Source organism: Pseudomonas sp. B6(2017), assembly GCF_002112765.1.
GTDB classification, from domain to species: Bacteria; Pseudomonadota; Gammaproteobacteria; order Pseudomonadales; family Pseudomonadaceae; genus Aquipseudomonas; species Aquipseudomonas piscis.
In genome coordinates, this window is record NZ_NEIQ01000004.1 from 233,671 (window position 1) to 257,653 (window position 23,983).

Consider the following 23,983-nt stretch of genomic DNA (forward strand, 5'->3'; position numbering starts at 1 on the left):
TTTCTGATTTGCCCCCGGCACGCACGGCACCGCCTAATCAGCCCACTGCTTATTGAAGGTCTGGTTATGGAAAGCGTTCGTGCAACCTCCCGCCCCGCACTCTGGCTGATGGTCAGCGTGGTCCTGGTGGCACTCAACCTGCGGCCGTCGATGGCCGCCGTCGGCCCGCTGCTCTCGGGCATTCGTGGCGATATTCCCTTGAGTTTCAGCCTGGCCTCGCTGCTGACCATGCTGCCGGTCATGGCCATGGGCCTGGCGATGTTCTTCGGCATGGACATCGCCCGGCGCCTGGGCGAACACCGCACCGTGGTCTTGTCGTTGCTGATCATCGGCCTGGCCACGGCCTCGCGATTGTTCATGGATTCGGCGGCGCAGCTGATCCTCAGCGCCGTGCTGGCCGGTATCGGCATCGCCCTGATCCAGGCGCTGATGCCGGCGCTGATCAAGTCGCGCTTCGCCGACAATGTCTCGCTGTTCATGGGCCTGTATGTCACCTCGATCATGGGCGGCGCGGCCATCGCCGCCTCCTTCGCCCCCCTGGTGATGAACCAGAGCGGCAGCTGGCGCCTGGCCCTGGCGATCTGGGCCGCCCTGGCCTTGCTGGCCCTGGTGTTCTGGTATGCCCAGCGGCGCTCCCTGCCCAGCCTGCCGGGTGCCAGCGGTGGCCGCGAGTCGTTCGCCGGTAATCGCCGGGCCTGGTTGCTGGCGGTGTTCTTCGGTCTCGGCACCGCCTCCTACACCTGCGTGCTGGCCTGGCTCGCGCCCTACTACGTGGAGAACGGCTGGAGCGAACAGAGCGCCGGCCTGCTGCTGGGCTTGCTCACTGCCATGGAGGTGATCTCCGGGCTCATCACCCCAGCCATCGCCAACCGCAGCCAGGATCGGCGCCTGGTCCTGGTGGCGCTGTTGCTGCTGGTCATCGCCGGCTTCTGCGGGCTGATCCTCAGTCCGCGGCACCTGAGCCTGCTCTGGCCGTGCCTGCTGGGCCTGGGTATCGGCGGGTTGTTCCCCATGAGCCTGATCGTGTCCCTGGACCATCTGCACGACCCGCGCCGCGCCGGCGGCCTGACGGCCTTCGTGCAAGGCATCGGCTACCTGATCGCCGGGCTGTCGCCACTGCTGGCGGGCCTGATCCGCGACCAGCTGGGCAGCTTCGAATGGGCCTGGTGGTCGCTGACCGCAGTGATGCTGCTGATGATCTTCATGGTGCTGCGCTTCGACCCCCGGCACTACGCCAGGCACATTCGTTGAACCGCCTTGTACCCCGGCCCGGGAGGCCTGCATGAACCCTGTGAACTTCACCCAGGCCAACCTCGGCATGCTGTTCTGGGCGGCGTTGATCGCCGCCTCGTTCTTCGCCGCCGCCCAGGTCGGCCAAGCCATCGACCCGGTACTGCTGACCGCCTTGCGCTTGCTGTTCTCGGCGCTGCTGTTCGTACCCCTGCTGTGGTTCAAGGGCTTCTGCGTGCCGAACCTCTGCGGGCTGGCGGCCCACGGTGTGCTGGGCCTGTTGCTGGCGCTGTACTTCGGTTCGCTGTTCGAGGCGCTGCGCTACACCTCGGCGGTCAACACCGGGACCCTGTACACCCTGGTACCGCTGCTGACCCTGTTGTTCGAAGGCTGGCTGCTGCCCGGCGACAGCCGCAAGCGTAGGCTGCTGCCGATGCTGACGGCCGCCGCTGGCGCGCTGCTGCTGATCCTCAAGGGCGGCGCGCCAGGCCAATGGCCGTCGTGGTACGCAGTGGGGGTCTACGCCCTGGGTTGCCTGGCCATGGCCGCCTACCCGCCCCTGAGCCAGCGCTTCAAGGCCCGGTCCCTGCAAGGCCGGAGCCCGGCGGCCATGACCTTCTGGAACATGCTGTTCGGCTCGCTGTTCCTGTTCATCGCTTGCCTGGCCAGCGGCGGCTGGCGCAGCGCGGCATTGCTCACCGGCCACGACCTGGCGTGGCTGCTGTACCTGGCGCTGTTCGCCACCCTGGCGACCTTCTGGCTGCTGCACCGGGCCATCGGCGTCATCGCCCCTTCCACGGTGATTTCCTATGTCTATCTCAGCACCCTGTTCCTGACCCTGTTCCATTGGTCATGGCTGGGCCAGGCACCGCGCCTCGGGGAAATGTTCGGCGCCCTGCTGGTGGCGCTGGGCATGTTCGGCCTGGTGCGCAGCAGTCGCCCGCAGCCGGCCATAGCGGCAAATCCCCCCTGAATACGGGACAGTTTCGCGGGCCTGAATGACCAAGTCGTATTATCGGAAATTTATGTCCCGATGCTGTCCGCGATTCCCCGCCCCGGGCATTTAACTAGGACGATCGTTCCGCTAGCATCGACCCGGTTTGTGCGCCACCGGCGCCAGGTGCCCAGCGGGATGGAACGGATGCTCATCAGCAATGTGCTCAGGAAACTCGACATGCAGGACCTCATGGTCTTCGTTGCCGTGTATGAGCAAAGCAGTGTCACCGGGGTTTCGGAAACCCTGTGCGTCAGCCAGTCGACCGTCAGCTACTGCCTGAAGAAACTGCGCACGGGCTTCCAGGACGAACTGTTCATCCACACCCGCACCGGCATGCGTCCGACCTACAAGGCCACCAGCATGTACAGCCACGTGCTGAGGATCCTGGAGAGCATCAACCTGTGCCACAGCGGGGTGCCGGCCTTCGATCCGACCCACCAGGCGGTGACCTTCAACCTCTGCGCCCCCGAGTACTTCGAGCTGTTGATCCTGCCGCGCCTGCTCAAGGGCTTCGACTACGCCGACCTGCCGGTGACGGTCAACGTGCAGAAGCTGGAAGCGGACATTCCCGTCGACGAGTTGCGCGACGGCAACCTCGACCTGGTGATCTGCTTCGGCCCCAACTTCCACCGCAGCCACGCCGATCTCCAGTCCCAGGTGCTGCTGGAAGACGAGTTGGTATGCGTCTTCGACAAACGCGCGACGCCGCCCACGCAAGCGCGTTTCAGCCTGCAGTCGTTCGTCGAGCGACGTCATGTGTTCCCCACGCCCTGGACATCCGACAGCAACATGGTGGATGGCTGGCTGGCCCGCCAGGCCCGGAAACGCCAGATCGCCGCCCGCTCCAACAGCTACAGCGCGGCGCTGAAGATGATCACCGGCACCGACTTCATCCTCACCCTGCCCCGGCGCATCCAGGCCCTGCTGGCCAACGAGGCGGTGTTCAACCACTGCGAGGCGCCCGCCGGCCTGCCGGGGTTCACCCTGGACATGCAATGGAGCCAGGCCAGTGACCAGGACAGCGCCCAGGCCTGGCTGCGCGAGCAGGTGGTCAAGGTCTGCGCCGAACCGGGCCTGCTCTAGCAGGCCGTTGAAAAACTACCTGCGTTGCCATCGCTGCGTTAAAAACACACTGGTGCGCCAGCCCGGTCAAAATGCTCATTGACCACTCGTAAACTGCGCTTTTTCGCCTGTTCTTGCCTTGCGCTGGCTGCCTCGCCGAGGTTTTTCAAGGGCCTGCCAGGCGCCTGTTGAATACCCGGCAACGCGCCTGCGCTGGCAGCCTTGGTCAGAGACCGATGGCGGCCTTGGTGTAGGAGGCCCGGTCGATATCCAGGAGTTCCACGCACAGCTGGACCTGCAGCTCTGCCGGCCAGGGCGCGAGGTCTTGCAGCACCACCAGCAAGCTATCGGACAACTGCTTCTTGATTTCCGGCGAACGGCCGCTGAGCAGCGCCAGCTTGACGTGGACGAAGGCACGCTCGCCAAGGCCGGTGCCGACCCGGAACGCCTCGACCTTCACCGCCCGGCTCTTGATATCGAACTCATCCGAGAACTGCCCGGACGCCACCAGCGCATGGTTCAAGCGCAGCAGTGCCTTGTCGGCATCCAGTTGCGGCAGGTTGGCGGTGTATTCCATATGCAGGTGCGGCATGGCAAAGCTCCCGGTCATTCAGGGAAAAAGGGCGTTCAATACTACACAAGCGCCGAGGGCCTTGAATCATCCATTGGTGTCATTGCCTTGCCGCTGCGCGCTCGCGCAGGGCCAGGGTTTCCCAGGCCGCCACCAGCAGCATCACCAGGGTGGTCAGGCTGCCCAGCGCCAGGGCGGAAAACACCTGGCCCAAGGCCACCGGCAACAGCAGCGTCAGGCCGGCCAACCCCGCCAGGTGCGACAGCGGCGGCCAGGGCCGGTCGTTCATCACCCACTTGAACAAGGCGCAACCGAGCAGGAACAACCAGGGTCCGCCGATGATCACCAGTACTCCCGCCTGGCGAGCGTGGTCCGGATGGATGAGCACCAGTTCGTCGGCCACCGCGCTGACGATGATCCCGGCGACGATCAGCAAGTGAATGTAGGTATAGGCGATCCGCGCCTGGCGCCCGGGGTCGGTGGAATGGGCGATGCGGTGATGGGCGCGTTCGGCGCCGCTGTCGAAGTACACCCACCACATGCCGATGCTACCCAGCACCGCGACGATGAACCCCAGCAAGCCTTGGCCGGTGGTGGCCAGTTCGGCGAAGGTGGCGCCGGTGACCAGCAGCGATTCGCCCAGGGCGATGATCACGAACAGCGCGCAACGCTCGGCCATGTGGTTGCCTTCGATATTCCAGTCCTCCAGGGTCGAGCGGCCAAGCCCCGGTACCCAGAAATACAGCGATGACGCCAAGACCTCGATGCCCAGGGCCAGGGTCCAGCAGGCCAGGCGTCCCGGGCCCTGGAGCAGGCCGCCAGCGATCCAGAACACCCGGAGAACATCAACCACAACAGGATGCGCTGGAAGTTGCGGGTCATGTTCAGCGGCTCGCCACGCACCGCCCACAGCGAGTAGGCGGTACGTCCCACCTGCATGAACACATAGGCTGCGGCGAACAGCAGGCCACGGTCACCGAAAGCCTTGGGAATCGAGGACGACAGCAACAACCCGGCCACCATCAACACGAACAGCCCGAGGCGGATCGGCAAGGTCTGCGGGTCCAGCCAGTTGGTGATCCACGAGGTGAAGATCCACACCCACCACACCGCCACCATCAGCAACGCCACCTGCAGCACGCCGGCCAGCGACAGGTGCGCCAGCAGCGCGTGGGACAACTGGGTCACGGCGAACACGAACACCAGGTCGAAAAACAGCTCGACCATGCCCACCTTGCCGCTGTCATGGCTGCCGCGACCACGCAGCAGGGAACGGGATCGAATCATGGACACTCTCCGCCGGTGGAGGATTTTCTCGGGGTTTGTACTGAGCAAAGCAGGTGCCGCCGACAATGCCAGCGCGGCCCGGCGGGAACCACCGATCAGGTAGCCAGCGGCAGTGGCGTGCGCTCGCTCATGAAGGCTTCCAGGCGCGAACGCAGCCAGCGTTCGGCTGGGTCGGTGTCGACGTGGCTGAGCCAGACCATGGACAGGTCCAGGGTCGGGGTCTTGAACGGAAACGGTTCGCAGTACAACTGCCCGGTGGTCGCCATGGCCTGGGCTGCGTAGTCCGGCAGGCTGGCGATCAGCTTGGTCCCGGCCAGCAGCGCCGGCAGCGAACTGTACTGCGGCACCGAAAGCACCACCTGGCGGGTGCGGCCGATCTCCGCCAGCCACTCATCGGCGAAGCCGGCGACATTGGCGGTGTGGGACACCAGCACATGGGGCCGCGAGCAGTATTCGTCGAGGCTCATCGGCGTGTCGCTGGCATCGGCGCGCAGCACGCTGGGGTTGATATGGCGCAGCAACTTGCGCTTGGCATTGGCCGGCAGGCCGCGGGTCTGGCTGATGCCGACGGTGATATCGCCGGAGGCCAGCAGGTCGGGAATCCGCCAGTAGTCCACGTGCTGGACCACGACCACCACCTGCGGCGCTTCCTGGCGCAAGGCCCGCAGCAAGGGCGGCAACAGGCCGAACTCGACGTCATCGGACAGGCCGATGCGAAAGGTCATGGTGCTGCTGGCGGGATCGAAATCATGGGTCAGGCTCAGGGCCGAGGACAGGGCGTCCAGGGCCGGCGACAAGTGCTGGATCAGCTGCTCGGCACGGGCAGTGGGCTCCATCCGATGGCCGACGCGAATGAACAGCGGATCGTTGAACATCGCCCGCAGCCGATTGAGCGCGGAGCTGATGGTGGGCTGGCCGAGAAAGAGCTTCTCCGCCACCCGGGTGACGTTGCGTTCGAGCATCAGCGCCTCGAATACCACCATCAGGTTGATGTCGGCCTTGCGCAGTTCATTGCGATTCATCGGCGATGTTCCATAACCCAGTCGGCGCCCAGTGTAGAAACGCCCGGGGGCTGGCGTCCAGGCGGATGTCGCGGCTTGGCATGGTGCGGTTTTTCCAGGCCCCGGGGTTTCGTATAAGATATCCGCACCCTCAACCGCTTTCGGTAACCTCCGTGCCACTTCCCTTCAACAAAGCGCCGAACCTGGGCGTGACGCCCTCGACCTCGGAAATCATTGCCAAGCACCTGCGTGAAGCGATCATCTCCGGCCAGCTTGCCGAAGGCGAACCCGTTCGCCAGGACGATATCGCCCAGGCGTTCAACGTCAGCAAGATCCCGGTTCGCGAAGCGCTCAAGCGCCTGGAAGCCGAAGGGCTGGTGGACTTCCACCGCAATCGTGGCGCCCTGGTCACCCGGATCTCCGAACCCGAGCTGGCGCAAATGTTCGAGGTGCGGGTGCTGCTGGAGGTCAAGGCAATCCGCCTGGCCGTGCCGAACATGACCGAGGAAACCTTCGCCAGGGCCGAGGCCATCTGCGCCGAATTCGTCGGCGAAGACGATATCGGACGTTGGGCCGAGCTCAACTGGGAGCTGCATGCCTGCCTCTATGAACCGGCCCAGCGGCCCTTCCTGGTCAACCTCATTCGTTCGATCCACGACAAGATCGAGCGCTACCTGCGCATGCAGATGAGCCTCTCGGCGGGCAAGGACCGGGCCGACCACGAGCACAAGGATATCGTCGCCGCCTGCCGCGCGCGGGATGTCGAGCTCGTCGCCCGGTTGATCGAGACCCATATCAACGGGGTGTGCCAGAGCCTGTACGAACACCTGCCACACTGAATGCTCCTTTGCGTGGCACGGCTGCCGCCAGTGCCACTTGCCGTAACACCTGCCTGCCCCTCCCCGCCCATCCCCACCGTCACTTCTTGAGCGTGCGCCCCAGCAGATCCGCGCCTTGGCGCCATGGCCAAGGCAATGCAAAGGCTTGGCCTCTTTCTTGCTTTTAAATATATCGTATACGAAATACCATATAAAAATAGGACTTCGGCCCCCCTACCCAAGGCCTCCATCGGGCCGGCACAAGGCTCGAAGCCCTAGCGAAACTCCCCCTGACAATACCTATCGGAGTGCGACATCGATGACCTCGACGACTTCTGCGACACCTCGCGAACTGGAACGAACGACGACCAAGGCACCTGCGGGGATCAAGCGGGTGGTGGCCGCGGCGATGGCTGGCGCCGTGGCCGAGTGGTATGAGTTCTTTCTATATGGAACGGCCTCGGCCCTGGTCTTCGGCCAGTTGTTCTTCCGCCAGACCGGTAGCGCGATGGACGGCATCATCGCCGCCTTCGCCCTGTATGCCGTGGGCTTCCTGGCCAGGCCCATCGGCGGGCTGGTGTTCGGTCACTACGGTGACAAGGTCGGCCGCAAGCACCTGTTGCAGATCAGCCTGGTGGTGGTGGGCATCACCACCTTTCTCATGGGCTGCCTGCCGACCTTCGAACGGATCGGTTATGCCGCGCCCATCCTCCTGGTGCTGCTGCGCCTGATCCAGGGTTTCGCCTTCGGTGGCGAATGGGGTGGCGCGGTGCTGCTGGTGTCCGAGCACAGCCCGGATAACCGTCGCGGCTTCTGGGCCAGCTGGCCGCAGGCCGGAGTGCCGGCCGGCAACCTGATCGCCACGGTGATCCTGCTGCTCTTGTCCTCCAATCTTTCCGAAGAGCAGTTCCTCGACTGGGGCTGGCGGGTGGCCTTCTGGTTCTCCGCGGTGGTGGTGCTGATCGGCTACTGGATCCGTACCCGGGTCGATGACGCACCGATTTTCAAGGAGGCCCAGGCCCGCCAGCAGAAGGTCGAGAAAGAACAACTGGGCGTCGTCGAGGTCGTGACCAAGCACTGGCGTGAAGTGCTGATCGGCATTGGCGCGCGGTTCGCCGAGAACATCCTGTACTACATAGTCGTCACGTTCTCCATCACCTACCTGAAGCTGGTGGTGCACAAGGACACCTCGCAGATCCTGCTGCTGATGTTCGGCGCCCACCTGCTGCACTTCTTCATGATTCCGCTCATGGGCTACCTGTCCGACATCATCGGGCGCAAGCCGGTGTACCTGATGGGCGCGGTGCTCACCGGGGTCTGGGGCTTCGTCGGTTTCCCGATGATGGACACCGGCAACAACTGGCTGATCATGGCGGCGATCACCCTGGGCCTGGCCATCGAGTCCATGACCTACGCGCCCTACTCGGCCCTGATGTCGGAGCTGTTCCCGACCCATGTGCGCTACACCGCGCTGTCGCTGTGCTACCAGGTGGCGCCGATCCTCGCTGGCTCCCTGGCGCCGCTGATCGCCATCACCCTGCTCAAGGAATACAACAGCTCGACTCCCATCGCCTGGTACCTGGTGGCCTCGGCCGTGATCTCGATCATCGCCGTGGGCGCAGCCCGGGAAACCCGTGGCATGTCGTTGCGGGAAGTTGACCAGGACTCCGCCAGCCGGACCGCGGGACGCTGATCCCCCAGGCTCATGGATGAGCCCGTATGGCCCCGCCCCACGCAAATGACACCCAAGGCTTTACTTCGCCAAGCATCGATTATATAACGTATACGATATTCGATTATGCGCAATGAACCAGAAACCGAGCGACCCGGTTCGAGCCATAGATGTAGCTACAACAAACCCAACAACCATGAGGTAGCGTCATGAGCAACATTTTCACCGGCACCATCCCCGCACTGATGACACCGTGCACGCCAGATCGCAAACCGGACTTCGACGCCCTGGTACGCAAGGGCCGCGAGCTGATCGAGGCGGGCATGAGCGCCGTGGTGTATTGCGGCTCCATGGGCGACTGGCCGCTGCTCACCGAAGCCCAGCGCCAGGAAGGCGTTGCCCGCCTGGTGGCCGCCGGCATCCCGACCATCGTCGGCACCGGTGCCGTCAACTCCAAGGAAGCGGTATCCCACGCGGCCCACGCGGCCAAGGTCGGCGCCCATGGCCTGATGGTCATTCCCCGCGTACTGTCCCGCGGTGCCTCGCTGGTCGCGCAGAAGGCCCACTTCAAGGCCATCCTGGCCGCGGCGCCGAACCTGCCATCGGTCATCTACAACAGCCCCCACTACGGTTTCGCCACCCGCGCGGACCTGTTCTTCGAACTGCGCAGCGAGCATCCGAACCTGATCGGCTTCAAGGAGTTCGGGGGTGCCGCAGCCAGCCGTTATGCGGCGGAATTCATCACCTCCAAGGATGACGCCGTGACCTTGATGGTGGGCGTGGACACCGACGTGGTGAACGGCTTCGTCAACTGCAACGCCACCGGCTCGATCACCGGTATCGGCAACGCCCTGCCACGTGAAGTCCTGCAACTGGTGGCCCTGAGCAAACAGGCCGCCAAGGGCGATGCCAAGGCCCGCCGCCTGGCGCTTGAGCTGGAGTCGGCGCTGCACGTGCTGTCGTCGTTCGATGAAGGCGGCGACCTGGTCCTCTACTACAAGCACCTGATGGTGCTCAACGGCGACCTGGAATACACCCTGCACTTCAACGAGACCGACGCCTTGAGCGATGCCCAGCGCAACTACGCCGAGGCCCAGTACCAGCTGTTCCGTACCTGGTACGCCAACTGGCTGAAGGAAAACAACCTGGCCTGACGGCGCAGGTCGCCCCCCTCGAGCGGCGCGCCCATGCGCGCCGCTCGCATTTCTCCCCTGCCCCGGGTCCTCGAACAGGCGGCAGGCAAACACCTTAGTCATCTCAGGAGGCCTGATATGGACCTGACAGGAAAGATGCTCATCGGCGGGCAAGCCGTGCCGGGCAACCGCGACGCGATCAAGGCCATCAACCCGGCGACCGACCAGGCACTGGAGCCTGGGTACCCCGGCGGCTCCCGCGAACATGTCGACCAGGCCTGCGCCCTGGCCTGGTCCGCCTTCGACAGCTATCGCGAAACCTCGCTGGAACAACGCGCGGCCTTCCTGGAAGGCATCGCCGGACAGATCGAAGCACTGGGCGACGCCCTGGTGGACCGCGCCGTGGCGGAGTCGGGTTTGCCCCGCCCCCGCATCCAGGGCGAAGTCGGACGCACCTGCTTCCAATTGCGCACCTTCGCGCGAACCGTAAGGGCCGGCGAATGGCTCGACGTACGTGTCGATGAAGCCCTGCCGGAGCGCCAGCCGCTGCCACGCCCCGACCTGCGCCAGCGGCACATCGCCCTCGGCCCGGTGGCCGTCTTCGGCGCCAGCAACTTTCCCCTCGCCTTCTCCGTGGCCGGCGGCGACACCGCTTCAGCCCTCGCGGCAGGCTGCCCGGTGATCGTCAAGGCACACAGCGCCCATCCTGGCACCAGCGAACTGGTAGGCCAGGCCATCAGCAGAGCGGTGGCCGCACATGACCTGGCCCCCGGGGTGTTTTCGCTGCTGTACGGCTCGGGAGCGGAGATCGGGATCGGCCTGGTGAGCGATCCACGAATCAAGGCCGTGGGCTTCACCGGCTCGCGCAGTGGCGGTGTCGCCCTGACCCAGGCGGCCCAGGCTCGCCCGGAACCCATCCCGGTCTATGCCGAGATGAGTTCGATCAACCCGGTCTTCCTCTTCGAACATGCCCTGCGCAACCGCGGCCCCGCACTGGCAGAGGGGTTCGTCGCCTCGCTGAACCAGGGAGCCGGCCAGTTCTGCACCAACCCTGGGCTGGTCATCGCCATCAAGGGCGATGCCCTGGACGCCTTCCTCGCCACGGCTACCCAGGCAGTCCAGCGCAGCCCCGCCCAGACCATGCTGACCCCGGGCATCTTCAGGGCCTATGCAAACGGCCTGCAAGCCTTGGCCGGCAATGCCGGGGCACGAGTGCTCGGGGCCGGGCTGGAAGGCGCAGGACCGAACCAGTGCCAGACCCACCTGTTCGTGGCCAGTGCCCAGGACTTCCTGCAGGAGCCAGCGCTGCAGGCGGAAATCTTCGGGTCCGCCTCGCTGGTGGTGACGTGTGAAGACGCCGCCCAAGTACTGCAGGTCGCCGAGCACCTGGAGGGGCAACTGACCGCGACGCTGCACCTGGACGAGGCCGACGCCCAGGCCGTTCGCAACCTGCTGCCGACCCTGGAGCGCAAGGCTGGACGGATCCTGGTGAACGGCTGGCCGACCGGTGTCGAGGTATGCGACGCGATGGTCCACGGCGGGCCTTTCCCGGCCACCTCCGACTCGCGTTCCACCTCCGTGGGAACCGCAGCCATCGCGCGCTTCCTGCGGCCGCTCTGTTACCAGAACTTCCCGGACGCATTGCTGCCAGCGGCCATCCAGAGCGCCAACCCCATGGCGTTGTCACGCCTGGTCAATGGCCAGCGCCAGAGCTGAAGACATCCCGCAGCAGCTTGTCGAGGACCGACCCGGCACTGCGCCGGGCCGGCCCTCGACCTATCCATCGTTCACCCAGGACCCAAGGATAAGTTCCATGTCTGACTTGATTAATCTGTCGCTCGACCAAGCCTATCGACTGTCCAGCGATGTACTGACAAGCAACGGCTTTTCCGAGGCGCATGCTCAAGCCATCGCGCGCACCGTCACCAGCGGACAAGCCGACGAGTGCCACTCCCATGGCCTGTATCGGTTGCTGGTCTGCGTGAAATCCATGCGCGAAGGCCAGGTCGACCCACAGGCCCTGCCCACCCTGAGCGACCGCTGCGCCGGTATCGTCGCGGTCGACGCCCACCGGGGGTACTCGCTGTTGTCATTCGAAACGGCACTGCCGGTACTGGTGCGCAAGACTCGCCAGATCGGCGTGGCGGCCATGGTGATCAACAACTGCTATCACTTCTCGGCCCTCTGGCCGGAAATCGAGGCGCTGACGGCCCAGGGACTCGCCGCCCTGGCGCTCACGCCAAGCCATAGCTGGGTCGCTCCGGCTGGCGGCAGCAAACCGGTGTTCGGCACCAACCCCATCGCCTTCGGCTGGCCACGCCCGGGTCGCGATCCCTTCGTCTTCGACTTCGCCACCAGCGCCATCGCCCGGGGAGATATCGAGCTGCACCGACGGGCCAACAGCCCGCTGCCCGAAGGCTGTGCCATCGACAGCGACGGCCAGCCCACCACCGATGCGCTGGCCGCGCTGTCGGGTGCCATGCTCACCTTCGGCGGGCACAAGGGCTCGGCCCTGGCGGCCATGGTCGAGCTCCTGGCAGGCGCCCTGATCAACGACATGACGAGCATGGAATCCATGGCCTTCGACGCCGGCGTGGGCGCCACTCCACTGCACGGCGAACTGATCCTGGCCTTCGATCCGCAACTGTTCTCCAACGGCAAGCCCGAAGAAGGCGCCCAGCGTGCGCAAGCCTTGTTCGATGGGATCGTGCAACAGGGCGCGCGCCTGCCATCCCAGCGTCGCTATGAGGCCCGCAAGCGCAGCAAGGACGCCGGGGTATTCCTGCCCAAGGCCTTGTACGAAGACATCCTCAAGCTGCTGGACAGATAATCCGCAGCGGCCGGCCGACTTGCTCGTTCCGGGGCCGGCCGGCCACGACCATCACATCGAGTGCTGCTTGACCGGCCGGCCGGCCACAGCGTCCGTATAGCTGCGTTCCTCCTGTCCCTGGCGCAAACGCAACGCCACCAGCGCCGCTACCAGCAAGACCAGGGCGATGACCTTGAGACCGTTCATGGCGTCGCCCGTGGTCATTTCGATCGCGCCCATCACCGAGGGCCCGACAAACCCGCCCAGCAAGCCGCAGCAGTTCACGAAACCCAGGCCACCTGCCAGGGCCGCGCCCTTGAGCCGGGAAGCGGGATACAGAAAGATGATCGACTGCACCACGAAGAACATCAGCGCAGCGACGCAGAAGCCCACCAGGCTGAATACCGGCCCGGAAACCGCGGCGATCAGCAATCCCGAGGCCATCACCAGCAGTCCCAGGACCAGCAATTGTCGCGAGCGCCGGGCACTGTTGGCCAGCCGGGGCAAAGCGACGGCTCCCACGGCGGCGGCGATCCAGGGCAGGGAGTTCAACAAGCCGACACTCATGATGCTCAAGCTGCCGTATTTGCCGATGATGCTGGGCAGGAAGAAGATCACGGTATAGATGGTGATCTGGTGGCAGAAGTACACGAAGATCGCCAGCAGGATCTGCGGGGTGAAGCACTGCCTGAACGAATGCCCGCCCTGTCCCGCTCCTTCGTCGGCCTCCCTGGCCAGTCGCTGTTCGATGGACTGGGCTTCTTCGGCACTCAACCAGCGAGCCTTGCCCGGGCGATCCGGCAGGTGGCGCCAGACCACCCAGGCGAAGAACACCGCCGGCAAGCCTTCGAGCAGGAACATCCACTGCCAGCCATGCCAGCCCAGCAAGCCATCCATCTTCATCAACGCCGCGCCCAACGGGCCGCCGATAATATTGGCCAGGCATACCCCAAGGAGGAAGTAGCCAGTGGCCCGGGCCCGCTGCTGGCGGTCGAACCAGTAGGTCAGGTACAGCATCACGCCGGGAAACAACCCCGCCTCGGCGATGCCCAGCAACAGGCGCAGCACGTAGAAGGACGTCTCGCCCTGGACGAAGGCCATGGCGGCCGAGATCAGGCCCCAGGTCGCCATGATCCGGGCGATCCAGAAGCGCGCGCCGACCCGGTGCATGATCAGGTTGCTCGGTACTTCGGACAGCGCGTAGGTCAGGAAGAACAATCCGGCGCCCAGGCCATAGGCCGCGGCGGATATTCCCAAGTCGACATCCAGCTGGTGCTTGGCCAGGGCGATATTGGTGCGGTCCAGAAAGCTCAGGACATAGGCTGCGATCAGCAATGGCATGAGCTTGCGAAACATCAGGCGGGTCAACTGCTGCTGGTCCCGGGGAGCGGTGGGTGCGGCGGTATGCATGGTACGGGCCTCATATCGAGCGGCTTTGGCGCCCCGCCAGCAATGGCCGGGGAGCGCATCGATGTTGTTCTAGAACTCGGGTTGCGCCAGCGGCGGTTGCGCATGCCGGGCGAACAGCTGCAGCAGCACGCCGCCCAGGGCACAACCGGCCATGACGAAGAAACACAGGATGTAGCCCGGCAGGCTGGTCCAGCCTCCGCCGGAGGCGATCAGGCTGCCCATCAGCAGCGGTGCCATGCCTCCACCGATGAACATCGCGGTGGTGATGATGCCGTTGGCGGTGGAAGTAGCCGAGGGCTCGGCCGAATCGCAGGCCACGGCGTAGTAGATCGGCCACACTGCATTGGCCACCAGGCCGAACAGCAACTGCATGACGATGACCAGCGCCAGGGTGCTGGCGAAGTAGAAGGCCGCGACACTGGCGGCCATCCATAGCCCGCAAATGATCAGGGTCAAGCGCCGGCCGATGATGTCGGACAGCGCCGGCCAGATCAGTTGCCCGAGAATCCCGGTCAGGGTGAAGACCACGCTCATGCCCGCGGACTCGGCCAGGGACAGGCCGGTGATGTTGTACAGGTAGGCCGGCAGGACGATGTTCACGCCCATGTACACCACTTGGGTAAGCAGGGTATTGCCGGCCGTGAGGGCGATATTGCGATTGCCCAGGGTCGCGACGAAGGTACGCCACGCCTGGCCCTTGGCCTGGGTCACGGGAGTGCTGTCCGGTGGGGTCATGCCCTTGGCGGCAATGTCGAGGTACAGCTGGGTGATGCGCTGGGGCGTGGAGTAGCGTGCCCAGAACAGCATCAGTGGTACGGCCACGACGAAGGCGAAGAAGAACACATAGCGCCAGTTGTCCTCGCCAAAGGTACCGATGACGAAACTGGCCACCAGGCCGCTGAGCATGGCGCCGATCGGGTAACCGGTGTGGTGCGCCCCAAGGGCGAACCCGCGGCGCTCCACCGGCCACCATTCGGCGGTATTGCTCACCCCTACGGGTTCCCCCCAGCCGGCGCCCAGGTTGACGCCTACGCGCAAGGCGACGAACGCGGCGAGATTGCCGCTCAGGGCCTTGAATCCGGACAGGAACGAAATGGCGGTGTAGCCCAGCACCAGCGGGACCTGGAAACGCGCACGCTTCCAGCCGCCACCATGCCGGTCGCTCCAGATCGAACCGGGAATATCCAGCAAAGCCAGGGCCAGCATGATCAGGGTCGCGAGCGTCCCCCATTGCTCGGCGGACAATTCGAAGTGCTTGGAAATAGTCGGCCCCAGCCGCAAGACGATCTCACGGTCGTAGGCATTGAGGATCCAGATCATCCAGCAGACCAGCAAAGACACCCAGGAGTGACGATGAATCTGGCGCAGCGAAGCTTTCTTGACGATAGCCATGGGCCTCTCCAGGCGCGTGATGACGCGCACTGACACGGGATTGCAGAAGGGATTGGGGGACTGCTTCAGCCGGCGAACCGACGCTCGGCGATACCCCGCACACCCAGGCCATGGATGGCGAACAAGGCCCCACGCTGCTGGCCGTCCGCTGGGAAGCGTGGCAATGGCGGCCGGGCCATCGAGGTGACGAACAGGATGTCCAGGTCCGGTCCGCCGAAGGTCAGGCTGGTGACCTTCTTCACTGGCATCTCGATGACCCGGTCGACCCGTCCGTCCGGGCTGTAGCGCACCAACTGGCCGGCATAGACCAGGGCCTGCCACAGGTAACCCTCGGCATCCACGGTGCAACCATCGGCGGCACCGCCGGCGGCGGTATCGACCTTGGCGAAGGTCCGCCGGTTACGCACCGCACCCGTGGTGGTGTCGTAGTCGTAGGCACGGATTTCCCCCGACCAGGTGTCGGCGAAATACAGGATGTCGCCTCCCGGGCTCCAGCACGGGCCATTGGAAACGATGATCTCGCTATCGAGGGTATGCAGGCTGAGGTTCGGGTCCAACCGATAGAGCTTGGCGCTGGGGCTTTCTTCGCGGGTATCCATGGAGCCGAAGACAAAACGCCCCTGGCGGTCGACCTTGCCATCGTTGAGCCGGTTGTGCGGCAGGCCGGGCTCCGGATCCACGATCAACTGCAATTCGCCGCTACGCAGGTCCAGGTTATGCAGCCCCTCCTGCAGGGCGACCAGCGCTTGCTCACCACAGCGGCGCAGAGCCATGGAGCCGATTTTCTGCGCCACGTCCCAGGCCCTGAGCTCGGAGCCATCGACGGTACAGCGCAGGATTCGCCCATCGGCGCTGTCGACCCAGTACAGCCGTTGTTGTTCCTGGTCCCAGACCGGACCTTCGCCGAGATTGGTTTTGACATCCACCAGGACTTCGATACGCATGGTGTTATCCCTTTATTGTTGTTGTGCGGGATGGGCGGACAGGCTCCGCCCAGGCTGGATGTGCCGCCTAGAAAGCGACCTGGTCGCGCCCCTTGAGCCCGAGCATGGCCCGGGCTTCATCCGGCGTCGCCACACGGCCGCCCAAGGCCTCGATCACCGTGCGGATGCGCCGCACCTGATCGGCATTGCTGGCGGCCAGCTTGCCCGGACCATCCCAGAGCGAGTCCTCCAGGCCCACCCGGACATGGCTGCCCATGGCCAGGCCCATGGTCCCCAGGGGGATCTGGTTGCGTCCGGCGCCAAGAATCGACCAGTGATAGTCCTCGCCGAACAGGCGATCGGCGGTGCGCCGCATATGGGCCAGGTCCTCGGGATGACCGCCGATCCCGCCCCGCAGGCCGAACACCGACTGGATGAACAGCGGCGCCTTGAGCAAGCCGCGCTCAAGGAAATGGGCCGCGGTATAGAGATGGCCAATGTCGTAGCACTCGATCTCGAAGCGCGTACGGTTTTGCGCACAAGCGCTGAGGATGTGCGCAATATCGCGGAAGGTATTGCGGAAGATCCGATCGTCGCTCTCTTCCAGGTACGGACGCTCCCAGTCGTGCTTGAACTCGGTGAAGCGGTTGAGCATTTCGTACAGGCCGAAGTTCATCGACCCCATGTTCAGCGAAGCCAGTTCCGGCTTGAACTCCAGCACCGGTTGCAGGCGCTCTTCGACCCCCATGGTCGGCGCTCCGCCGGTGGTCAAGTTGATCACTACGTCGCTGGCCGACTTGATCTGTGGCAGGAAGCGTCGGAACAGCTCAGGGTCCTGGCTCGGCCGCCCATCCTCAGGGTCCCGGGCGTGCAGGTGGACGATGGCGGCGCCGGCCTCGGCAGCGGCGATGGCTTCTGCGGCGATTTGCCCGGCGGTAACCGGCAGGTGCGGTGACATGGACGGGGTATGGATCGCCCCGGTGACGGCACAGGTGATGATGACAGGGGTTTTTCCAGGCATGACGGTACTCCGACTTTTATTCTTGAAGAAAAAAATCCCAGGGTGTCGCTGATGAAATCCACCGCCGAGTCCTTCGGCAGGGTTGGCCGCATGTACGGCCTGTTAGAGGTACTCGACGTTACCGTCGACGCTGATGGCCTGGCCGGTGACGTTGCGGGCCGCCGGCGAACAGAGGAACAGCGCCATGGCGGCCACGTCCTCGGCGCTGACCATGCGCTTGAGGGAAATCTTGTCCAGGTACTGCTGGCGCATCTGCGCGATGGGGGTCCCGGTCTGTTCGGCCCGGGCCTGGATCACCGCGTCCATGCGCGGTCCCTCGACGATCCCCGGCAACAGGGCATTGACCCGGATATCACTGGCGCCGAGCTCGGCGGCCAGGGACTTCATCAAGCCGACGATCGCCCATTTGGTCGCCGCATATGGAGTGCGCCAGGCATAACCCAGGCGTCCGGCCACCGAGGCGATATGCAAAAGATGGGCATTGCTCGAGGCCTTGAGCAAAGGCACGGCATGATGGGCAAAACGGTACTGGGCAGTGAGATTGATATCGATGGTGCGTTGCCAGTCGGCATCGCTGACCGCATCGATACCCGCGGTGGGCCCGGCAATACCGGCGTTGTTGACCAGCACATCCAGGCCGCCGAAGCGCTGGACCTGCAGTTGGAACAACGCCTCGATCTGCTGCGGATCACCGACATCGGCCCGGCTGGCCAAAGCCTGGGGATGGCGGTCGCGAAACGCCGCCAAGGCCGCCTCGCTGACATCGCATACATGGACCTCGGCCCCAGCTTCGAGATAGGCACGGGCGAGCACTTCGCCGATACCCGCCGCACCACCGGAAATCATTACCCGCAGGCCCGGATAAGGCTGCAAACGTTGCAGGACGCTCATGCCCGACCTCCTTTGGCCACAGCCTTGGAAGTCTTGGCCAGCAAACGGGCCAGGGAGTCGGCGGCCTGCATGATGTCGTCGGTGACCGCTGCTCGGGCAGCAGGCGCATCAGCGGCCGCCAGTGCCGCGACGATCCGGTCGTGGGCCTCCATGGAACGCTGCAGGTGAGCCTTGTCGGGGGCCACCAGGGCGAAACAAGGCCCCATGTGCAGCCAGAAGTTCTCCACCGCAGCCATGGTCAGCTCGGCGCGAGCCACGGCGTAGATACGCCGATGGAAGGCGAAGTTGGTCCATAGGTAGCGGGAAACATCCACTTCATCGGCGGCCTTGCGCATCTGCCGGCAGAGTTCGGCGATCTCCTGCATGTCGCCTTGCTGCATGTGCTGCACCGCCTTCTCCGCCAGCAGCCCCTCCAGGGCCACCCGGGCATCACGAATCTCCCGCAGACGTTCCACGGTCATCATTCGTACCCGTAGGCGAGAAGTCTCGGTGACTTCAAAGGCATTTTCCGCACTCAGGCGCTGCAGAGCCTCTCGCACCGGCATAGGGCTGGAGCCCAAGGCTTCGGCCAGGCCACGGATGGTCAACTTCTGACCGGGCTGGAAACGGCCACTCATCAAGGCCTCGCGGATTTGCCGGTACACCTGCTCTTGCAAGGTATCGCGCGAAACCTGACGCAGCGTAGGAAGAGGGATTGGACCTTCGGACATGGGGCGTACCTGTATTGTGATTCTTGTGCCTGACAATATGTGATCACAAATCAAATATGTCAAACACTCAATACAGGTTCCGGGAAAATTCTGCGGGTGGCTTTTGCGTCAGGCTGTTTTATCCATCCCCCTCGAAGCTGCCTAACAAAAAAGCCCCTGGAATCGATGATCACAGGGGCTTTCGTGTTGAAAAATGGCGGACCTTAGATCAGTCCAGACAGTCGCGCTGTCGAAGCTCATTAGCCGAGGGGGATTACGGCGCCCGCCCATAACACTGATTCGAACAAATGGCCGCCACTCCAAATCATCAACTGCACTAGCAGGCGAAAAAATGCGACCTACCTGGGTTCAGCGATTACATGCGCTGTAGAACGTAGCTGTTCTCGAAACCATGTACGCAGCCCAGCACGTTAAAACCTTTAAAGAAACCTGTAGCCCTGAGCAAATCGACCGTCGGCCCCACATCAGGCGAGTGCTGAAAATCGCCGTAGTCATCGAACACGATGAAACCACCCGAGACCACGCTGGGTGAATACAGCAGAAAATCCAGGATCACGTTGCGACCAGAATGCCCACCATCGATATGCAACAGCGCAACCTTGGGCTCTAGGTTATAGAAACGTTCGGCACTCAACTCCGAAAAACCACGGATCACCAACGCATTAGGCAGCATCAGATCCTTGTAGTAGTTGAATTCTTCGAACTGGTTTGGCAAGGCGAACGGATCAATAGCAATGATACGCCGCTCGCGATTGCATACCTCGTTCATCAGCATCAACGATTTGCCCTTCCACACTCCGATTTCCACCACGTCGCCCGGCAACTCGGCAATCAGAAGAGAAAGGTAACCCAAGAGACATACATGGTCATGGAAAGACAGCTCACGACGCTGCATGGCCTGTTCAGGTGGCAAGCTAGCTTGCGCCTGTTCGAAGTGCTGTCCAATCAACCCCCAGACCTGCGTTACGCTCTCAGTCAATCCAGGGTTGCTGGTGAAATCATTAAGCTCTTGGATAGTGATCATGTCTTCTCTGATTTTTTTGGATGACGGGACAAGCCGTGCTGGAAATCACACAGGAGCTCTAGCGAAGGCCGATGGTACATCAAGCTTTATAAGCTGCGCATCGTCGTGGCCTACTCCTGAGTCAATCTTCAAGAGCCACCTGGCTTTGAACCCAGGCCAGGCAGTTCTTCATTTTTTTTGCACTAAGTACATTGGGCTATGAACTTCCAGCAAACTGGAAAAAGAGAGCAAAAAACCTTTAGGCAAAACCCCAGCAATAGGCTTAACCACTCGTCATCCTCAAAAACCCGGTCTCCTCGGCATTTACTTTGCCAAGGGCATTCCAGCTGGCGAGAACAACAATACCTGTACCTTTGGCAACGTTGAGAATGCCGTTTCAATAGCGGGGCGAACCTCCTCCCACTGCAAACCACCCAGCCCACAGCCAAGCGGTGGAATGGCAATGGATTTGATATTCAACTCATCGACTTTACGAACCAGGTCATCAAGACCTTGTTGAATACTTTCCAATTTGCTTTTCGACTTCCAATGCCCCTTGGTTGGAAAGTTGATAATCCAGCGGGGGCCTCCAGCCAGTCCACCCAGATCAAATACATGCACCTCACCAAGCTGGATAGAACCAATCCTGCAGGCAGCCTGGTAATCCTTAAACATCTCGGGAAACGCCTGCTTGAATTGCAGTGCGATTCCCTTGCCCATGACACCCTCAGTGTTCACAGCATTCACCAAGGCTTCAACGGGTGCCACAAGAAGGTTGCCTTCACTAAGCTCGATCATATGAGGAACACCACTTATTTTTGACTTCAGGCTGATACATCGAATGGAACATGCTCTCTTGCACTCGCTCAACCTTGACCTAACTGTAATGCCCAATGAGGTAGATACCCTGACAGGGAGCTACTTCAGCATCAATAATAATGATGAACAATGCTGGAATCGTGCCCACGGTGCTCCCCATGCACATGGCATGTAGATCGTTGGGGAAAGACGGGAAATGTAGAGAGGGTCTCTTCGCTCACAGCCTTGGCTTATATGCCTACCAACACCGAGGCAAGCATGCTGCTTGGCGACCGCCCTGCAACAGGGACGAGCAAACTCAAACAAGGCGACCCATTTATGCCCGGCTGGACGTGCGGCCGGAGGAGTGCTTCCAACGTACAGCGAATGGAATGAGCCATGCACCTGAAAACAAAAAGCCCCTGTATCTCATCGAGCTACAGGGGCTTTTCTATGTATGGCGGAGAGATAGGGATTCGAACCCTAGGTACCCGCGAAGGTACAACGGATTTCGAATCCGTCCCATTCGGCCACTCTGGCATCTCTCCAACGGCGCGCATCATAACAGCACCTTCACCGGAAGCGAAGCCCCCTAGGCAAATTTTTCCGTGCTATCAGATGCTTGCGTCGATTACAGCGGTACGCCGAGGCGCTGGGCCACTTCTTCGTAGGCCTCGATCACATCACCGAGGCCCTGGCGGAAGCGGTCCTTGTCCATCTTCTTCTTGGTGTCCTTGTCCCACAGGCGGCAGCCATCCGGGCTGAACTCGTCACCCAGGACGATGGAACCATCGCTGAACACGCCGAACTCCAGCTTGAAGTCCACCAGCAGCAGGCCGGCGTCGTCGAACAGCTTGCCCAGGACCTCGTTGACCTTGAGCGACAGTTCTTTCATGCGGGCCAGCTGTTCGGCGGTGCCCCAACCGAATGCCACCACGTGAGATTCGTTGATGAAGGGATCGCCCTTGGCGTCGTCCTTGAGGAACAGTTCGAAGGTGTAGGGATTGAGCTTCATGCCCTCTTCCACACCCAAGCGCTTGACCAGGCTACCGGCGGCGTAGTTGCGCACTACGCATTCGACCGGAATCATGTCCAGCTTCTTCACCAGGCACTCGTTGTCGCTCAGCAGCTTGTCGAACTGGGTCGGCACGCCGGCAGCTTCGAGTTTTTGCATGATGAAGGCGTTGAACTTGTTGTTCACCATCCCCTTGCGATCCAACTGCTCGATGCGCTTGCCGTCGAACGCCGAGGTGTCGTTGCGAAACAGCAGGACCAGGCGATCGGCGTCATCGGTCTTGTAAACCGATTTGGCTTTGCCGCGGTAGAGTTCTTCACGTTTTTCCATGATGGGCTCCGCTTGCTAAGTAGGTGGGCTAGGCGATGTGACGCCAGTCGAGCCCTGAATCTTGATCGGCCAGTTGCAGCCAGTCCGGGTCGCACCCGAGGGTGTCGACAAAACATTGCCGGGCCAGCTGCGGCAGGTTGTTCTTGCTGCTCAGATGAGCCAGGACCAGATGTTGCAAGCCCTGCCATCCCAATTCGGCCACCAGGCTTGCGGCCTGCTGGTTGTCCAAATGTCCCAGGTCACCACCGACACGCTGCTTGAGGAAATACGGGTAATAACCTCGCGCCAGCATTTCCTGGCAATGATTGGCCTCGATCATCAGGGCATCCAGCCCGCGGTAGCCGTCCAACACCTCGGAACCGTAGGAACCGAGATCGGTCAGCAGGCCGAAGCGCCGCCGGCCATCGCTGAAGACGAACTGCGTAGGCTCCAGGGCATCATGGGCGACACCGATCACGTCGATATGCAGCTCACCGACCTGCAATCGCTCGCCACCCTGCACGAAGCCCGTGGCCGCCACTGGCTTGCGCATTCCACGCAAGGTGCCCTGACTGAGGTAGACCGGAAGATTGTAGCGCCGAGACAGCAAACCCACGCCATGCACATGGTCGGCATGTTCGTGGGTCACCAGGATGGCGCTCAGTTGCTCCGGGGCAACGCCCAGGCGCAACAGGCGCCGCTCGGTTTCTCGCAGGGAGAAACCACAATCCACCAGTACATGCGTGTCGCCGCTGGAGATCAGGGTGCCATTGCCCTGGCTACCGCTGCCGAGAACGGCGAAACGCATCCAATCAGCCCAGGTTGTCCTGAATCACGCCCAGCACCTTGCGCGCCACATCGGCGGGCGCCACGGTGTTGATGTTCTTCTCGACGGTGACCTGGACGTTCTCGCCCACCTTGCTCAGGCGTACCTGATAACGCTCGGCACGGGCCTCGATTTCTTCCTTGGCTGGCTTGCTGCCGAACAACTTGCCGAAGAAGCCGGGCTCGTCGTTCTTTTTCTCGGCCTTTTCCGCCAGGTTGATGTAGTACAGGCCCAGGCTGCGGTTGATGTCTTCGACCCGCCATTCACCCTGCTCCAGGGCACGACCCACGCTGGACCAGGCACGATCCAGGTCGGCACCCAGGTTCAGCACCGGGTTGCCGCTGCCGTCTTCGCTGAGGCTGACTCGGCTCGGAGCGTCGAAATCACGGGCCGCCAGCAGGGATACCGAGCCACCCTTCTCGGAGGTACGGCTCATGCTGGCCAGCAGGTCATCCACCAGCGCAGCGTCCAGGCCGGTGTTGACCGAACGATTGGTGAACTCCACATCGGCGGTGCTACCGGCAGGACGCTCGGCACTGACCACATAGACTTCACTGGTGTTGCGCTGTACGCCTGGCTCAATGCGTACCCGTACCCGGGTCTCGCTATCGGCGGCGACACCGGCGCTGCCCAGGCGCTTGGCCACGGCGGCGGAGAGTTCGTCGGAACGCTGCCAGGCGGTGGTGAACTCGCCGGTCTGCGGGCGCTGTTGATCCAGGCGGAAACCGTTGTCCTGGAAGAACTGTACCGCCACTGGCCAGACCTCGGCCGGTGGATGCTGGGCCATGACCCAACGGGAATCGCCGCTCTTCTGCAGGCTGTAGTCGCTGGAATCGGCAATGGCCGACAGCGGTTGTGGACGAGGCACTTCGTACTCGCCCTTGACGTTATCGTCGGCAACGTTACGCGGGATCGGCAGCAGCGGATCCAGACGCTTGGAGGTCTGGATATCCGGCGGCAGTTGCATCGGTGCAGTTTGTTGCGCTTGCAGGTAATCGCTACCCCGGTCACGGAAGTAGCCTTCCGGGCCCCAGATCCAACCGCAGCCACTGGTGCTGGAGATAATCAAGGCAAGTGCGGAAAGTCCGGCCATTCGCTTCATGCG

21 protein-coding genes, 1 tRNA gene and 1 pseudogene are annotated in these 23,983 nt (G+C 62.9%); 8 read left to right on the top strand and 15 right to left on the bottom strand.

Annotated features, from left to right (window positions below):
- The first annotated feature begins 66 nt into the window (after nucleotides 1–66).
- From CAG11_RS08745 to CAG11_RS08755, 3 genes are all read left to right on the top strand, one after another.
- Entirely contained in the window at nucleotides 67–1,251 is a 1,185-nt protein-coding gene (locus CAG11_RS08745) for a cyanate transporter (protein WP_053135274.1), read from the top strand.
- A gap of 31 nt (nucleotides 1,252–1,282) precedes the next feature.
- Nucleotides 1,283–2,203, top strand: coding sequence for a DMT family transporter (locus CAG11_RS08750; RefSeq protein WP_085596030.1), 921 nt, complete (start codon nucleotides 1,283–1,285; stop codon nucleotides 2,201–2,203).
- Between the two features lie 168 nt (nucleotides 2,204–2,371).
- On the top strand, nucleotides 2,372–3,310 hold the full coding sequence (locus CAG11_RS08755) for a LysR family transcriptional regulator (protein ID WP_085596031.1): 939 nt from the start codon (nucleotides 2,372–2,374) through the stop codon (nucleotides 3,308–3,310).
- A 205-nt stretch (nucleotides 3,311–3,515) separates the two neighbouring features.
- Here CAG11_RS08755 and CAG11_RS08760 read toward each other — a convergent pair whose 3' ends face one another.
- The 3 genes and pseudogenes from CAG11_RS08760 to CAG11_RS08770 form a co-directional block, all read right to left on the bottom strand.
- Nucleotides 3,516–3,881 carry a 5-carboxymethyl-2-hydroxymuconate Delta-isomerase gene (locus CAG11_RS08760; protein WP_085596032.1) on the bottom strand — a complete coding sequence of 122 codons (366 nt, stop codon included), beginning with the start codon at nucleotides 3,879–3,881 and terminating at the stop codon, nucleotides 3,516–3,518.
- A gap of 79 nt (nucleotides 3,882–3,960) precedes the next feature.
- Nucleotides 3,961–5,147 (bottom strand): annotated as a pseudogene (locus CAG11_RS08765) (low temperature requirement protein A).
- Nucleotides 5,148–5,242: 95 nt separating this feature from the next.
- Entirely contained in the window at nucleotides 5,243–6,169 is a 927-nt protein-coding gene (locus tag CAG11_RS08770) for a LysR substrate-binding domain-containing protein (protein ID WP_085596033.1), read from the bottom strand.
- A gap of 152 nt (nucleotides 6,170–6,321) precedes the next feature.
- On the opposite strand from CAG11_RS08770, the gene CAG11_RS08775 reads away from it, so the two are divergent.
- The 5 genes from CAG11_RS08775 to CAG11_RS08795 all read left to right on the top strand — a co-directional run bounded on the left by CAG11_RS08775 (nucleotide 6,322) and on the right by CAG11_RS08795 (nucleotide 12,601).
- Nucleotides 6,322–6,987: a GntR family transcriptional regulator gene (locus tag CAG11_RS08775; protein WP_022642890.1), complete on the top strand. Its 666-nt coding sequence runs from the start codon at nucleotides 6,322–6,324 to the stop codon at nucleotides 6,985–6,987.
- A gap of 298 nt (nucleotides 6,988–7,285) precedes the next feature.
- Nucleotides 7,286–8,659 (top strand): fosfomycin efflux MFS transporter AbaF, encoded by a 1,374-nt coding sequence (gene abaF / locus CAG11_RS08780; protein WP_085596034.1) that lies wholly within the window; start codon nucleotides 7,286–7,288, stop codon nucleotides 8,657–8,659.
- Nucleotides 8,660–8,847: 188 nt separating this feature from the next.
- Nucleotides 8,848–9,792, top strand: coding sequence for a dihydrodipicolinate synthase family protein (locus CAG11_RS08785; protein WP_022642888.1), 945 nt, complete (start codon nucleotides 8,848–8,850; stop codon nucleotides 9,790–9,792).
- Between the two features lie 117 nt (nucleotides 9,793–9,909).
- Nucleotides 9,910–11,487 (top strand): aldehyde dehydrogenase (NADP(+)), encoded by a 1,578-nt coding sequence (locus CAG11_RS08790; protein WP_085596035.1) that lies wholly within the window; start codon nucleotides 9,910–9,912, stop codon nucleotides 11,485–11,487.
- Between the two features lie 97 nt (nucleotides 11,488–11,584).
- On the top strand, nucleotides 11,585–12,601 hold the full coding sequence (locus tag CAG11_RS08795; protein WP_085596036.1) for an Ldh family oxidoreductase: 1,017 nt from the start codon (nucleotides 11,585–11,587) through the stop codon (nucleotides 12,599–12,601).
- Nucleotides 12,602–12,652: 51 nt separating this feature from the next.
- Here the strand turns inward: CAG11_RS08795 and CAG11_RS08800 are convergent, their stop codons facing one another.
- The 12 genes from CAG11_RS08800 to bamC form a co-directional block, all read right to left on the bottom strand.
- Nucleotides 12,653–13,990, bottom strand: coding sequence for an MFS transporter (locus tag CAG11_RS08800; RefSeq protein ID WP_085596037.1), 1,338 nt, complete (start codon nucleotides 13,988–13,990; stop codon nucleotides 12,653–12,655).
- A 69-nt stretch (nucleotides 13,991–14,059) separates the two neighbouring features.
- Nucleotides 14,060–15,382, bottom strand: coding sequence for an MFS transporter (locus CAG11_RS08805; protein WP_085596038.1), 1,323 nt, complete (start codon nucleotides 15,380–15,382; stop codon nucleotides 14,060–14,062).
- Between the two features lie 65 nt (nucleotides 15,383–15,447).
- Complete coding sequence (locus tag CAG11_RS08810) at nucleotides 15,448–16,326, bottom strand: SMP-30/gluconolactonase/LRE family protein (RefSeq protein WP_085596039.1); 879 nt, start codon at nucleotides 16,324–16,326, stop codon at nucleotides 15,448–15,450.
- 67 nt (nucleotides 16,327–16,393) lie between these two features.
- On the bottom strand, nucleotides 16,394–17,326 hold the full coding sequence (locus CAG11_RS08815) for a 3-keto-5-aminohexanoate cleavage protein (protein WP_022642881.1): 933 nt from the start codon (nucleotides 17,324–17,326) through the stop codon (nucleotides 16,394–16,396).
- A gap of 102 nt (nucleotides 17,327–17,428) precedes the next feature.
- Nucleotides 17,429–18,217, bottom strand: coding sequence for an SDR family oxidoreductase (locus CAG11_RS08820; protein ID WP_085596040.1), 789 nt, complete (start codon nucleotides 18,215–18,217; stop codon nucleotides 17,429–17,431).
- Complete coding sequence (locus CAG11_RS08825) at nucleotides 18,214–18,927, bottom strand: GntR family transcriptional regulator (protein ID WP_022642879.1); 714 nt, start codon at nucleotides 18,925–18,927, stop codon at nucleotides 18,214–18,216. Before CAG11_RS08825 ends, CAG11_RS08820 begins: the two co-directional genes overlap by 4 nt.
- Nucleotides 18,928–19,282: 355 nt before the next feature.
- Nucleotides 19,283–19,951: a class I SAM-dependent methyltransferase gene (locus tag CAG11_RS08830; protein ID WP_031321106.1), complete on the bottom strand. Its 669-nt coding sequence runs from the start codon at nucleotides 19,949–19,951 to the stop codon at nucleotides 19,283–19,285.
- Between the two features lie 303 nt (nucleotides 19,952–20,254).
- Nucleotides 20,255–20,728: a macro domain-containing protein gene (locus tag CAG11_RS08835; RefSeq protein ID WP_085596041.1), complete on the bottom strand. Its 474-nt coding sequence runs from the start codon at nucleotides 20,726–20,728 to the stop codon at nucleotides 20,255–20,257.
- A gap of 458 nt (nucleotides 20,729–21,186) precedes the next feature.
- Nucleotides 21,187–21,276, bottom strand: a tRNA-Ser gene (locus tag CAG11_RS08840).
- A gap of 83 nt (nucleotides 21,277–21,359) precedes the next feature.
- Entirely contained in the window at nucleotides 21,360–22,073 is a 714-nt protein-coding gene (gene purC / locus CAG11_RS08845; RefSeq protein WP_022642876.1) for a phosphoribosylaminoimidazolesuccinocarboxamide synthase, read from the bottom strand.
- A gap of 28 nt (nucleotides 22,074–22,101) precedes the next feature.
- Nucleotides 22,102–22,860: an MBL fold metallo-hydrolase gene (locus tag CAG11_RS08850; RefSeq protein ID WP_085596042.1), complete on the bottom strand. Its 759-nt coding sequence runs from the start codon at nucleotides 22,858–22,860 to the stop codon at nucleotides 22,102–22,104.
- 4 nt (nucleotides 22,861–22,864) lie between these two features.
- On the bottom strand, nucleotides 22,865–23,980 hold the full coding sequence (gene bamC, locus CAG11_RS08855) for an outer membrane protein assembly factor BamC (protein ID WP_085596043.1): 1,116 nt from the start codon (nucleotides 23,978–23,980) through the stop codon (nucleotides 22,865–22,867).
- Between the last annotated feature and the right edge of the window lie 3 nt (nucleotides 23,981–23,983).

Excerpts from the sequence above, each read along its gene's own strand:
- CAG11_RS08745 (WP_053135274.1), top strand. The coding sequence starts at position 67 with ATGGAAAGCGTTCGTGCAACCTCCCGCCCCGCACTCTGGCTGATGGTC.
- CAG11_RS08750 (WP_085596030.1), top strand. The coding sequence starts at position 1,283 with ATGAACCCTGTGAACTTCACCCAGGCCAACCTCGGCATGCTGTTCTGG.
- CAG11_RS08755 (WP_085596031.1), top strand. The coding sequence starts at position 2,372 with ATGCTCATCAGCAATGTGCTCAGGAAACTCGACATGCAGGACCTCATG.
- CAG11_RS08760 (WP_085596032.1), bottom strand. The coding sequence starts at position 3,881 with ATGCCGCACCTGCATATGGAATACACCGCCAACCTGCCGCAACTGGAT.
- CAG11_RS08770 (WP_085596033.1), bottom strand. The coding sequence starts at position 6,169 with ATGAATCGCAATGAACTGCGCAAGGCCGACATCAACCTGATGGTGGTA.
- abaF (WP_085596034.1), top strand. The coding sequence starts at position 7,286 with ATGACCTCGACGACTTCTGCGACACCTCGCGAACTGGAACGAACGACG.
- CAG11_RS08785 (WP_022642888.1), top strand. The coding sequence starts at position 8,848 with ATGAGCAACATTTTCACCGGCACCATCCCCGCACTGATGACACCGTGC.
- CAG11_RS08790 (WP_085596035.1), top strand. The coding sequence starts at position 9,910 with ATGGACCTGACAGGAAAGATGCTCATCGGCGGGCAAGCCGTGCCGGGC.
- CAG11_RS08795 (WP_085596036.1), top strand. The coding sequence starts at position 11,585 with ATGTCTGACTTGATTAATCTGTCGCTCGACCAAGCCTATCGACTGTCC.
- CAG11_RS08800 (WP_085596037.1), bottom strand. The coding sequence starts at position 13,990 with ATGCATACCGCCGCACCCACCGCTCCCCGGGACCAGCAGCAGTTGACC.
- CAG11_RS08805 (WP_085596038.1), bottom strand. The coding sequence starts at position 15,382 with ATGGCTATCGTCAAGAAAGCTTCGCTGCGCCAGATTCATCGTCACTCC.
- CAG11_RS08810 (WP_085596039.1), bottom strand. The coding sequence starts at position 16,326 with ATGCGTATCGAAGTCCTGGTGGATGTCAAAACCAATCTCGGCGAAGGT.
- CAG11_RS08815 (WP_022642881.1), bottom strand. The coding sequence starts at position 17,326 with ATGCCTGGAAAAACCCCTGTCATCATCACCTGTGCCGTCACCGGGGCG.
- CAG11_RS08820 (WP_085596040.1), bottom strand. The coding sequence starts at position 18,217 with ATGAGCGTCCTGCAACGTTTGCAGCCTTATCCGGGCCTGCGGGTAATG.
- CAG11_RS08825 (WP_022642879.1), bottom strand. The coding sequence starts at position 18,927 with ATGTCCGAAGGTCCAATCCCTCTTCCTACGCTGCGTCAGGTTTCGCGC.
- CAG11_RS08830 (WP_031321106.1), bottom strand. The coding sequence starts at position 19,951 with ATGATCACTATCCAAGAGCTTAATGATTTCACCAGCAACCCTGGATTG.
- CAG11_RS08835 (WP_085596041.1), bottom strand. The coding sequence starts at position 20,728 with ATGATCGAGCTTAGTGAAGGCAACCTTCTTGTGGCACCCGTTGAAGCC.
- purC (WP_022642876.1), bottom strand. The coding sequence starts at position 22,073 with ATGGAAAAACGTGAAGAACTCTACCGCGGCAAAGCCAAATCGGTTTAC.
- CAG11_RS08850 (WP_085596042.1), bottom strand. The coding sequence starts at position 22,860 with ATGCGTTTCGCCGTTCTCGGCAGCGGTAGCCAGGGCAATGGCACCCTG.
- bamC (WP_085596043.1), bottom strand. The coding sequence starts at position 23,980 with ATGAAGCGAATGGCCGGACTTTCCGCACTTGCCTTGATTATCTCCAGC.